8 protein-coding genes are annotated in these 12,204 nt (G+C 61.8%); 4 read left to right on the top strand and 4 right to left on the bottom strand.

From position 1 onward, the window contains the following. Positions 1-8 precede the first annotated feature (8 nt). Positions 9-3,842 (bottom strand): hypothetical protein, encoded by a 3,834-nt coding sequence (locus BFP89_RS07785; protein ID WP_256097329.1) that lies wholly within the window; start codon positions 3,840-3,842, stop codon positions 9-11. 283 nt (positions 3,843-4,125) lie between these two features. Beyond that, positions 4,126-4,878, bottom strand: coding sequence for a TetR/AcrR family transcriptional regulator (locus BFP89_RS07780; protein ID WP_065884934.1), 753 nt, complete (start codon positions 4,876-4,878; stop codon positions 4,126-4,128). Positions 4,879-5,233: 355 nt separating this feature from the next. Here BFP89_RS07780 and BFP89_RS07775 point away from each other — a divergent pair, with 355 nt between their 5' ends. The 4 genes from BFP89_RS07775 to BFP89_RS07760 are packed head-to-tail and all read left to right on the top strand — an operon-like array spanning position 5,234 to position 9,845. After that, positions 5,234-5,941: an ABC transporter ATP-binding protein gene (locus BFP89_RS07775; protein ID WP_065884933.1), complete on the top strand. Its 708-nt coding sequence runs from the start codon at positions 5,234-5,236 to the stop codon at positions 5,939-5,941. After that, a complete protein-coding gene (locus BFP89_RS07770; RefSeq protein WP_065884932.1) occupies positions 5,938-7,137 on the top strand; it encodes an ABC transporter permease in 1,200 nt (399 codons plus the stop codon). The genes BFP89_RS07775 and BFP89_RS07770 overlap by 4 nt, the downstream gene beginning before the upstream one ends. Further along, positions 7,130-8,608, top strand: coding sequence for a TolC family protein (locus BFP89_RS07765; RefSeq protein WP_065884931.1), 1,479 nt, complete (start codon positions 7,130-7,132; stop codon positions 8,606-8,608). Before BFP89_RS07770 ends, BFP89_RS07765 begins: the two co-directional genes overlap by 8 nt. Continuing rightward, positions 8,598-9,845: an efflux RND transporter periplasmic adaptor subunit gene (locus BFP89_RS07760; protein ID WP_065884930.1), complete on the top strand. Its 1,248-nt coding sequence runs from the start codon at positions 8,598-8,600 to the stop codon at positions 9,843-9,845. Before BFP89_RS07765 ends, BFP89_RS07760 begins: the two co-directional genes overlap by 11 nt. Before the next feature lie 182 nt (positions 9,846-10,027). Here BFP89_RS07760 and BFP89_RS07755 read toward each other — a convergent pair whose 3' ends face one another. Then, positions 10,028-11,422, bottom strand: coding sequence for an FAD/NAD(P)-binding protein (locus BFP89_RS07755; RefSeq protein ID WP_065884929.1), 1,395 nt, complete (start codon positions 11,420-11,422; stop codon positions 10,028-10,030). A 12-nt stretch (positions 11,423-11,434) separates the two neighbouring features. After that, complete coding sequence (locus tag BFP89_RS07750) at positions 11,435-12,202, bottom strand: ABC transporter ATP-binding protein (RefSeq protein ID WP_065884928.1); 768 nt, start codon at positions 12,200-12,202, stop codon at positions 11,435-11,437. Positions 12,203-12,204 lie beyond the last annotated feature (2 nt).

The raw sequence follows: 12,204 nt of genomic DNA, 5'->3' as shown, positions 1-12,204 counted from the left end.
CCTTGGGTCTACCTGCGGATGACACCGATGCCGAGTGCGCTGTTAATCACATTATCCTGCAGCACACCCAGCGCCCCCGTGGCCAGGTTTATCCCGTAATACCAACTGAGGCCATAGATGTCTTTGTGGGAAAGTGTAACCGACCAATAATTGGCATTCCCCATCGGCCAACGGTTGCCATACGCATCCCTGATTGCATACAGCTCGTCGATATAGACCGAGGTCAGGCCTCGACCGACGGCTCTTGAGCGGATGTCACTCAATGTCCCGCCTCCCAGGCCATAGACATGCCAGACCTCGTAGCCACTGACCGTGCAGTTCCTCGTCTGCGGCGGCGAGGCACTGTCAGACACCGTTATCACGCATTCACCGTTGCCTCGCAATGAAACAAAGCCGGTCGAGTCAACGACCGCCACCGCAGTATTGCTGCTTGTGTACTTATACGGCGGCGTTCCTCCCGAAGCATTGATTCGAACCGAATTGCCCGCATTGAAGTTCGGCAGAATGTTGGGATAGTCCGGCAGTATGTAGGTGGTTGCATCGAGATAGACGTACGTCTGGTCGATCACCAATGGCGAGGTGAGACTGATGGTGTACTCCGTGTCCGGGAAGCTCACCGCCGCGAACTCATCTTCGTTGCCGGGCTGATAGTTGACCTTGGTGCTGACCGTGATGCGAGCGCCATTGGGCAGGCTCTGCAGCCAATCTCGGGATACCGGCACGTTCGCCAACCCGTTGGCTTGCTCTATCGCAGTGATGGAATGGTTTTCCAGCAACACCAACGGCGCGACCCCGGGGCTGTTGGTGGTGATTGTCGACCAGACGTGCTGGCCTTCTACACTCAGGCGCCATTTGGGCGAGCCCGCCAGTGCATTGCCGTTCAATGCAGGCGGATTGATGGTGCCGCCGTGAGGGATTTGGTTGATCAATACTCGCGGCAGATCGGCAGGTGCAAAACTGCCAACCATGACTTTCTGCACCTCGGAAGAACCCTCGCCTGCGCCTGCCAGCACAACGGAATATTGCAGGCTCACGGTACTGTTGACGCTGCTGCCCAGGATCAGATTATCGATATTGAACGTGACGGTACCGCCGTCCAACCCGTCCTGAGGGGCGATGTAGGGCTGCGTTCCGTCCGCATAGATCCAATGCAGGGTAACGCTGTCGGTACCGCCCTTGTTCATATCGGGATAACTGACGTTGACCTGGCATTTGTTCTCGACCGTCAGCGGATCGACCGATACAACCGGCCCGGTGGCCGGTATGGAATCCTTGATGTTCGGGTGCGGGAAGATGTGCTGCTGCAGTTGAATCTTGTGGTGCCGGACGTCAAACAGCACAGCGTCTTCAAAGGTGCCGGTGCGATTGAAGGTCACCCAGAAGCTGATCGTCAGATCAGACCCCTCCTGCAAATTGCGCAAGGCCAGGACCGGTGTGTCACTGGTAATGCCGTTAAGAACCTCGTCGGCATTAACGTCGCGCCCTCGATACACTTCGTTGAGATAGGGCGTGCCGTTACTGCGCACACCTTCATATATAAACCACATACGCTGCCCGGGGAAGGCATAGGGCCAGGCCGGCAAGCGTGTTTCATCGAAGTCCTGAAGCAGCGGAACCTCCAGGACCGCACTGTCACCAATGCTGTCGATGACCGGCCCGGCCAGCTGACGCGGCGGCAACAGGCGCACCTCCAGGACCGGCGAGACGGTGGCAAAACCGTTGCGGACCACCTCAAAGAACACCTTGATGACGCGCCCCAGAGGGTGGAGGTTGAAACCGATCACCGGGGTTGGGACGGTGAAATCGATAAAGTCGCCGGCCTGGTTGTCTTTGGACTCCGAGTAAGTGCCCTCTTCGGGCAAGCCCTGCCAATGCATCACAACCTTGTCCATGCGCTTGATCTGTTCGTACCGCACCCGCACTGTCGCACCGTTTGGCCAGCACCGTGCAGGATCTAGCTCGTCAGGGTCGGTGGTGGCCTCCAGAACCTCGGGCGCAAACAGCTCACCCAGGGCCGTGCCAATCGTCACCAGCAGGTCCTCGGAATACTGGACGGCGCCAAAACGATCACGCAGGTAACTGACCGTCAGCGTGCCGTCCAGGTTGTCCAGAAACAACTGCCGGGGAATATCCAGCAACAACGGATTGGGCGGTGGCGCGCCCAAGGTGTATTGGAACTGCACGACACCGCTCGAGGAGCCCGTGTATTTGACGATGATGATATCGCCCTGTTTGAACTCGGTGCGCAACTCGAGCGTGCCGACACTGCCCACCGCAGCGGGGTCGACATTGCCGTTGACTGCCTCGTGGATGATAGGCGCAGGCAAATCAAGCGCGGCTCGCCCGATCTGCACGTACAGGCGCTCCGACTCGCGCACGTCGTTGGCGCCGGAGACTTCATAGTGCACATTCGTATTGCCCAGGCCCTCGAACTTACTGTACTCGGCGTTGACGAAATCGCGAGTGCGTACATGGGTGCCGGCAAGCCGCGTTGACGACACACGTTCCACCGTACCGTCCAGGCGATGCCCCTGAATCTCGACCTTGAGGTTGTCGCCCGGATTGCCGGGTGGCTGGTAATCCGGCATTTCCACGGTAATACGCGCATGGTCCGGTGCGATGAAGGGGCCATAGGCCTCTCTGACGCTGGGTTTGGGCAATTCGTAGCGACGGCCGATGACGTTGACGGTCAACTTCTTTGACCCCAAGTCCGCTACGCCATCTCTTACGCGCTCGTAATAGACGGTCAACGAGCTTTGAATAAGGGACCGCACCAGTTCGTTTCTAATGGGAAAGTCGTTGTACCCACGGATCATGTCCTGTTGAACCGATTCGGTCACGAATTCACCGTCGGGGGTGGTGCCTCGCACAGTCACGCGAATGACATCACCGGCCTGGAAGTTCGGGTCATTGCGGGCAACGAATACCGACGCCGTCGCCGGGTTTCGGCCCAGCGTATCGGCGTCCAGTGTCAGGCTGGCGGCGTCGGCCTCGACAATCTCGGGTGGCGCAAGTGGCTCGAGATCCTCCAGGTTGACTTGCACCAGCTGAGGCCTGGACTTGTGTTCCAGCGAACCGGAAATATTCTGCACTTCGTCCAGCAAGTAAAACTGCGCGACGTACTGGCCATTGTCGAGCGCCCTCAGGAACTGCGGGTCGATCTGAAACTGCAGGTCACTGCCCACCTGGCTTTCGGTCACTGGCGCAAGGGGGTAAAGATGCTCCCCGATGTAGAGTCGCACACTGTCGTTGACGCGCATGTTCTCCCAGGCCTTGATGGTGCCCGTCACATTGTCCACCACCGTGCTGTCAATGACGGTGTGCGAAAGCGTCAACACCAGCTTGGAATGCCAACCATCACCGGGTATTTCGTCTTCGCCGCCTGGACGTGTGTCCTTGATGAACACGACTTGCGGGACAGACGTAAGGGGGATGGATGAACCGTTCCTGCGGACCTCGCCGTATACGTTCGGGATAAAGCCCAACTGCAATAATTGCCGGGGAATCCTCAGGTAAAACTGCTCGTTGTTCACGGTCGCGACTTCAACAACACCTTCGGCCAATATGATGCCGTTCATTTTTATCGAGTAAACATCCCCAATCGCGACGTCACCCAGCGCGGGGTCATCCCAGCGTTTGAAAATATAGTGCAAGCCATCTTCGATATGGCGTATGCCCAGCCCGTATGCAGCGTTTTGCACGGGCACGACCTGTCGGGGCGAGGTAAAGGGAGGCTCCAGGCTTTCAATGATCATGACCCCCGGCTCAGTGGGAGACTCTTTCGGCTGGGCCGGTTCGACGATTACAGGTAAGGGGCGTGGAGCAAGGGGAGTGGTAGACATGAGAGGCCTCCAGATTGATCAGCGTGCAGCCAGCACACGCGCCTGGAATCAGGAGACACTTGCCCCTATCGAACGTCTAGCTGTGAGAACTGACAGTGGCGACCAACGGCATCGCCAGGCCCGGCTGCCATTTTTTAAAAACGCCAACGTACTTTCATACTTTCTCTTACATATTTTTCACGTTTTATTCACAAGCCGGGACGTAGTGTGAAGCCTCATCCGTTACAAACGTTGCATATCAAGCCCGCCGCCCCAGCGGGCTTTTTTTTGCCCTGGATTTGGCCTAGCGCGCAACCTTGGCGGCGGGTGCATTCGCCTGCTCACGAATCGCCCGCTGGGTCTCCAGCACTTTGGCCAACGCAGTCTCGGCCTCGGCGCTTTGCTGCGGCACCCGAATCGCCGCCGACACCAGGGTAATCAGCTTGGCCATCACCTCGGCGTCCGTGGCCGGGCGGCCCAGGCTCATGGAGTTCATCAGCAGGCGCAATTCGGTGCCGGCCATCACCCCGGAAATCGCCTTGAGGGCAAATTGCAGGCGCACACCCAGTTCGTTGCGCGGCAGGTCCGGCAGCGCCAGGGCAAACGCTTCGAAGAAACGCTGGAACACCGGCTGGTAATGGACCTTGAGGTATTCCTGGATAAAGGGCGAAGTGTCGCTATAGACCCGGCCCAGGAAGCGAATGAACGAACGCCCTTCCCCGCTGGCGGGATCGCTGCGCTCCAGCCCCATGGCGGGGGCGAACAGCACACCGAGCAGCGTGTCACAGTCGAGCGGGCCATCGGCTTGGGCTTCACAACGCGCCAGCAACTCCAGGCGCTGCTCATTGAGCGGCTCGAGGCGCTGCATCAGCAGGGTTTTCATCAGGGAATCCTTGTCCCCGAAGTGGTAATTCACCGCAGCCAGGTTGACTTGGGCACGCTCGGTAATCTGCCGTAATAAAACGGCGTCATATCCGTACTTAATAAAGAGCGCCTCTGTCGCATCCAGCAGTCGAGTCTTGGTAATGTTTGGAGCGCTGAGTTTCTTCGCAGCCATAAGGGTTCCACGGGGGGGAAATATTGTTTTAAAAAATATTTTGATTTTTTATACCGGGGCCTTCGTTCGAAAGCAAGTAATGACACGGTGCCATATGCTCGAAAGCCTCCGCATCCGGCAATGTCGAGAGTTTCCTGCAGCTTTTTGCACACCGCGCAATGGGTCTGAAGCGCTTGTTTCAACGCATCAAACCGCTCTAAATCCACCGCTGGCGAAGCGCAATGAACGCGGTTACTATTCAAACAATCTTTTAAAAACAAGAAAATAATCAGTTCCCGACGGGCACTGGCGGCTTCCCAAGTTGTTACAAAGATTTACGGGACAGCACCGCACCGTTGAGACGGCAGGCGTAGTCATGATCACAGAGCCCTCCGCGCACCCCCACCTGATTTCCTTGCAGGGCATCGGCAAAAGCTACCAGCTTGCCGGGCAACACCTGTCCATTCTGAATGACGTGTGCCTGTCCATCGCCAGCGGGGACAGCTGCGGCATTCTCGGCGCGTCCGGCTCCGGCAAAAGCACCCTGCTCAATATCCTCGGGCTGCTGGACCTGCCCAACTGCGGCCAGTACCGCTTCGCCGGTCACGATATTTTCAACAGCAGTCCCGATGAACTGGCGGCGATCCGCAACCAGCAGATCGGTTTTGTGTTCCAGAGCTTCAACCTGCTGCCGCGCCTCAGCGCTCTGGACAACGTCGCGCTGCCCCTCAGTTACCGTGGCGTATCCCGCCATGAATCGGTGGAACAGGCCTTGCGCATGCTTGATCAGGTCGGCCTGGCCGAGCGCGCCCACCACCGCCCGGCCGACCTGTCCGGCGGCCAGCGCCAGCGTGTCGCCATCGCGCGGGCGCTGGTCGGCAAGCCCTCGGTAATCCTCGCCGACGAACCCACCGGCAACCTCGACAGCAGCACCGCCCAGGACATCATGGACCTGCTTCTGGCGCTCAATCGCGAGCAACAGGTGACGCTGATCATCGTCACCCACGATGCGCACATCGCCGAGCGGCTGGAGCGCAAGATTCTGGTGCGCAACGGCGTGGTGCACGAGGCCGAGCGCCTATGAGCCTGCGGGTCGAACAGAGTCTGAGCCAACTGTTGCATGAAGCGTTTATCAGCCTGCGTACCCTGGGCAAACGCTCGGTGCTGGCGCTGCTGGGTATCGTGATCGGCAGTTCGTCGGTGGTCGCCTTGATCAATATCGGCCATAACGCTGCTGTGGATGCCGCCATGATTTTCAAGGACATGGGCACCGACACCCTGGTCGTCCAGTTCCCGCCCAAAGGCAGCGCCAATGTGCCGATGCACACCCGGCTCGACCTGGGCGCGGTGCGCCTGGCCGTACCGGGCATTGCGCACATCGGCGCGCTCAGCCTGTTCAGCGGGCCCATTGTGTTCCATGGGCGCACCGCCAATGCCAACTTCGTCGGCAGCACCCCGGATGTGCAGGCCGCCATGCGCCTGGCGGTGCGTGAAGGGCGTTTCCTGTCGGCCTTCGATGCCAACCAGACCTATGCGGTGATCGGTGACCAGGTCGCCCAGGCCCTCGGCGTACCCGGAGAACCGCTCAAAACGGGCGACCGCGTGCGCATCAACGACTACCTGTTCCTGATCATCGGCATCCTGCAGAACCAGCCACGTGCGATGCTGATGCCGGTGCAAGCCAATGAATCGCTGTTCATTCCCGCCGAGGGCATGCGGCGTATCTTTGCCAACCCGCAGATCAACAACCTGATCATCCGGGCCCGGCCAGGCCAGGATATGGAACGTGTGGCACGGGACGCCGCCGCCGCGTTGCAACCGCAACTGACCGAGCACAACGTCGACATCACGGTGCCCCAGCAAATGATCGATGGCATGACCCGCCAAAGCCGCACCTTCGCGTACCTGTTGCTGGCCCTCGGCGCGATTTCCCTGGTGGGCGGCGGCGTGGGGGTGATGAATGTGATGCTGATGAACGTGTCCGAGCGCCGTCGCGAGATCGGCATTCGCATGGCCCTGGGCGCTCGGCAACGGGATATCCGCAACCTGTTCCTGCTCGAAGCCGTCACCTTGACCGCTGTCGGCGCGCTGTGCGGCGCGGTGCTCGGCATGACCGCCGCCTGGTTCTACGCCTGGCTGTCGGGCTGGGTGTTTTCCCTGGCGGTGGCCGCCCTGCCCCTGGGCGTGGGCAGCACATTGCTGGTGGGGTTGTTCTTTGGCATCTACCCGGCGGTCTCGGCCTCACGCCTGCAGCCGGTGGAGGCCTTGCGCGATGAGTAAATGGTTACTGCTGCTGGCGCTGCTCAGCCTGCCCGCCGGGGCCGCCGAGGTGGTGATCAAACCCTCGGCGCCCAGCACCACCCGCAGCGGCTATGATCGCGGCGTGTCGCTGAACGCCCAGGTGACCACCCTGACCCTGGGCGACGCCGTGTACCTGGGCCTGCGCAACAACCCGGCGATCCGCAGCGCCTACCTGCAGCGGGTCGCGCAGAAGTTCGACCTGCGGGTCGCCGAAGACGTGTTCAACCCCAAGCTCACCCTCAACAGTTATTACCGTGGCACACGCGGCTCCCAGGACAGTGCGCGCAACGCCAACCTGGCGCCGTCCACCAGCCTGCTCGGCGAATACGGCACCCGCCTGAGCATGGCCTGGACCCAGCAACTGAACAACGCCGACCGTGCCGGCCGTTACCGCAGCGACGGCCTTGACCTGGCCATCATCCAGCCGCTGATGCGTGGCGCCGGCTGGGACGCCACTACCGCGCCGCTGCGACTGTCGCGCCTGGCGGAACAGGCCAACCGTCTCAACCTCAAGGCCACCGTGGCACAAACCATCAGCCAGATCATCGCCACCTACCGCGAGTTGCTGCGGGCCCAGGAGCAACAGGTGATCGTGCAGGACGCGCTCAAGCGCTCCAATACCTTGCTGGAGGTGAACAAGGCGTTGATCAGTGCCGGGCGCATGGCCGAATTCGAGATCGTGCAGACCGAAGCCGACATCGCCACCCAGCAATTGGGCGTGGAGGAAGCGCAGAACCAGCTCGATACCAGTCGCCTGGCCCTGCTGCGCCTGCTGGCCCTGGACCTGTCCACACCGATTCGCGCCACCGAAGCGCTGGAAGCCCGGCCCATGGAAATCGACAAGCGCCAGGCGTTCAACCTCGCGCAAACCCAGCAACCGGAATACCTTGCCGCCCTGCTCGGCAGCCAGCGGGCCGACCTCAATCTGGTGATCGCCAAGGATTCGGGACGCTGGCAAGTGGACCTGGTGGCGGGCGCGAACCAGGTGCGCGACGCCAACGACAGCGATAATGGCCGCACCCATAACCGCAACTGGGACAGCTATGCCGGCGTGCAGGTGCAGATTCCCATCGGCGATATCAGCACGCGCCAGGCCGAAGTCAGGGCCCGGGTGGATGTCGAGGACCAGGAAATCCGCATCACCGACGCCCGCCAGGAACTTGAGCGCAGCGTCAACGATGTGGTGCGCGACCTTGGCACCCGCTGGCGCCAGTACGAGATCGCCCAGCGCGCCGTGGACCTGTCGCGGCGCAAGATCGAGATTGAACGGGAAAAACTCAGCGCCGGGCGCTCCACCAACTTCCAGGTGTTGAGTTTCGAAACTGACCTGCGCAACGCCGAAAACGCGCGGCTCAACGCGCTGATCGCTTATTTGAACGCTCAGACCCAGCTTGACTTGACGCTGGGCATGACCCTGGAAAGTTGGGAAATAGCCCTCAATGACTACTAATCGCAAACGCCTGCTGGGCGCGGTATTGATTCTGCTGGTGGCAGGCCTCGGGCTGGCCCTGCGCCCCTCGGCCGAAAGTCCGACCGCCACCGGTGACCAGTGGCTGGCGGTGAAACCCGACGCGCTGGTGCATCAGATCGGCCTGGTGGGCAAGATCGAGCCCGACACCACCGTCACCCTCACCGCACCGTTCGACGGCAATGTACTGGTCAATCTGGTCGAGCAAGGCCAGCGCGTCGAGGCCGGCCAGGTGCTGTTGCGCATGGACCCGGCCACCCTCGAAGTGCAACTGCGCGACGCCCTCTCGGCCCAGCTCAAGGCGCGGCGCACCGTGCAGGAAATGCAGGACTGGGACAGCAGCGCCGCCGTCAGCCGCGCCCGGCGCAGCCTGCGCACCGCAGAAATGAACGCCGGCAACACCCGGCGCAAGCTCACCGAAAGCGAAAACCTGTTCAAGCGCGGCATCATTCCGCGCAACGAACTCGACGACCTCAAGCAACAGACCCAGCAGCAGCAACTGGACCTGGCAGCGGCGCGCAGTGAACTGCAACAGGCGCTGGAACAGGGCAAGGGCGAATACCGACAGATCGCCGATATGGAGTTGACCAACGCCACGGTCAAATACGACGCCCTGCACAAGCTGCTCGAGGGCAAGGAGGTCAAGGCGCCCTTCTCCGGCATCGTCGTGCCCGCACCCGGCAACAGCACGGCCTCCCCAAGCGGCGCCAGCAACAACGCACCGGTACAAGCCGGCAGCAAGGTCAGCCAAGGCCAGGTGTTGTTTGGCCTGGCCAATATCGAACGCTTGAAAATCGTCGCCAGGGTCTCCGAACTGGACATCAATCAACTGCACCAGGGCCAGGCGGTGGAGGTGATGGGGGATGGTTTTGACGGTGAGCGGCTGACCGGTTCGGTGAGCGTGGTCAGCGGCCTGGCAATCGCCAATGACAGCCAGGGCAGCGCGCAGTTTCCGGTAACGTTGTCGATCCCCAGCCTCACGCCGCAGCAATTGCAGCAAGTGCGCCTGGGAATGAGCGCGCGGTTGACCATTGTGACGTACAACAATGCGCAGGCGATTGTGGTGCCGAGCGAGGCGATCGGGCCCGATATGACGGTTGAATTTCGGGAGTCGATGGACAAGCCTGTGGAACGGGTGAAGGTGACAACCGGGCAATCGACGCCCCAGGGCGTTGAAGTGTTTGGCCTCAAGCCCGGACTGGTGAAAATCTCAAAATAAATGCAGATCCAAATGTGGGAGGGGCTTGCCCTGATGCCAGTCTGTAGGAGCGAGCTTGCTCGCGAAAAACATCAACGATAACGCGTGCTTCCTGAATGAACGCGGTGCCTGTGAGTTTTTCGCGAGCAAGGGCTAGGCGCCCCCCTCGCTCCTACACTGGCAGAGCCTGCCCCCTCCCACATTTAAATGTGTGTGAGCCTGGCGGCCAGCGCCTTGGCCTGGATCGCCACATCCGTCACCGCCGTACTCTCCCACCACATCCCGCGCAGCGGCGGGCCCATGGCGAACAGCCGCCCGCTCACCTGGCCCTGGGCATCCAGCACCGCGCCTGAAGTGTCCGCCGCAATCCCCAGCGCCAACGGCCCAGGCTGGACCAACCCGCGCTTGAGCAATTGTTGCGGCAACGGCCGGGCCACGCGGCGCCAGTCGTATTCGATGCCGCTGGAGTTGATCAGCGCCGCGCCGGACACTTGTGTGAGTCTCTGCTCGCCGCGATAACGCACGCCAATGGTTACGCCGCTGGCCGAAGGTTCCAGCCCCTTGAACGACGCGGCGTGAATCCGCAACCGCCCCTGCGCGTGCAACCGCTCCACCAACTGCGCACTCAACGGCGGCGAACGGTGGTGATGGCTTTCCCACCACGGCCGCACATGGCGCACGAACTGACGCTTCTCGCGTTCGCTCGCCTGGCTCCACAACCGGGCGATATGCACCCGAACCGTGTCCAGCGGTGCCTGCCAATCCACGCCCTGATCGAGCGCCCTGCGGCATTGGCGCCGCACTTCACGCAACAGTTGCCGAGGGCTGCGCAGCGTGTGATCGGCACCCAGAAAATCGTCCCAGCCCGGCGGCTGGCGGCGCACATGGGGCAACAGGCCATGGCGCGAGAACACCTCGATCGGCCCGCGATGCCCTGCTTGTTCCAGGGAGACCACGGCATCCACCATGGTCAGCCCGGAGCCGATGATCAGCACGCTTGATTGCGGGTCGAGCCGGGTCATGGCCTGTACATCCCAGGGGTCCAGCGCCGCCGCGTTCACGCCGCTGGATTCGGTCTGCGGCGTACGCGCCGCCGGGAACATGCCGGTGGCCAATACGGCAAAGGCGCCCCGCAGGCGTTCGCCGTTATCCAGGGTCAACAGGACGCCCGCCGCGTCGATGTGCACGTCGGCCGCCTCTGCACGGATATGTTCGACGGTGGATGCGGACAGCGCTCTGGCCTGCGCCAGGCGCTGCTGCGCGTACAGGCCAAAAATGCCCCGTGGCGGGAACAGTTCGCTGATGGGCACCGGCTGTTGCGCCGACTCCGGCCACCCTCCGGCGCCGATGTAGTCGGTGAGCCATTGGGTCAGGTCATCGGCATTGTCCGGGTCGACACTCATGCGCGCCGCATTGCCGTTCAGGGTGTGACCCAGTTCGATCGCACTGTAGGCCTCGCCGCGCCCCAGTTGCGCACGCGGCTCGATCACCAGCAGGCGCCGCTTGCCCGGCAGGCGCAGCAGTTGCACCGCCAGCATCGTGCCGCTCAGGCCGCCGCCGATGATCAATACATCAGCGTTGCGGATCGATTCACTCATGCACCTTCGCCCTTACTGTTTGCCCAGATAAATGTCATGCAAGTCACCCCGTCCCAGCAGCTCGGCGGCGCTGCCACTCAACACCACTCGCCCAGTATCCAGCACGTAGCCCCGGGACGCATAGGTGAGCGCGACATTGATATTCTGTTCGGCGATCAAAAAGCTCACCTGTTGCTCGCGGTTGAGCTGCGCGATGATCGCGAAAATCTCCTGCACGATCATCGGCGCCAACCCCATCGATGGCTCGTCGAGCAGCACCAGGGCCGGACGGGTCATCAACGCCCGGCCAATGGCGACCATTTGCTGCTCGCCACCGGAGGTCAGGCCGGCGCGGGTGTGGCGCTTGGTCTTGAGCCTGGGGAACCAAGTGTAGATGCGCTCCAGATCCTGCGCCAGTTCCCTGCGGCTCAGGCGCCGTACAAAGCCGCCGCTGCGCAGGTTGTCTTCCACCGTGAGCTGGCCGAACACATGCCGGCCTTCGAGCACATGCACCATGCCCTGGCGCACCCGTTGGCTGGGCTCTACGCCCGCCAGGTTCAGGCCTGCGTAGTCGATCCGGCCACGGCTGACTTCGGCGCGCTCGGCCCGCACCAGCCCGGAAATGGCCTTGAGGGTGGTGCTTTTGCCCGCGCCATTGGCGCCGAGCAACGCAACGATTGCGCCCTTGGGCACACTCAGCGACACCCCGGCCACCGCCAGGATCGCCCCGTCATAGATCACTTCGATGTCGTCGACCGTCAGCAGCGCCGGGTGCCCGGGCTCAGTGGCAGGCTGATTCATGG

The organism is Pseudomonas sp. 31 R 17 (assembly GCF_900004915.1).
Classification (GTDB): domain Bacteria; phylum Pseudomonadota; class Gammaproteobacteria; order Pseudomonadales; family Pseudomonadaceae; genus Aquipseudomonas; species Aquipseudomonas orientalis_A.
The sequence above is the reverse complement of the archived record's forward strand: the minus strand, read 5'-3'. Positions and strand labels throughout refer to the sequence as shown.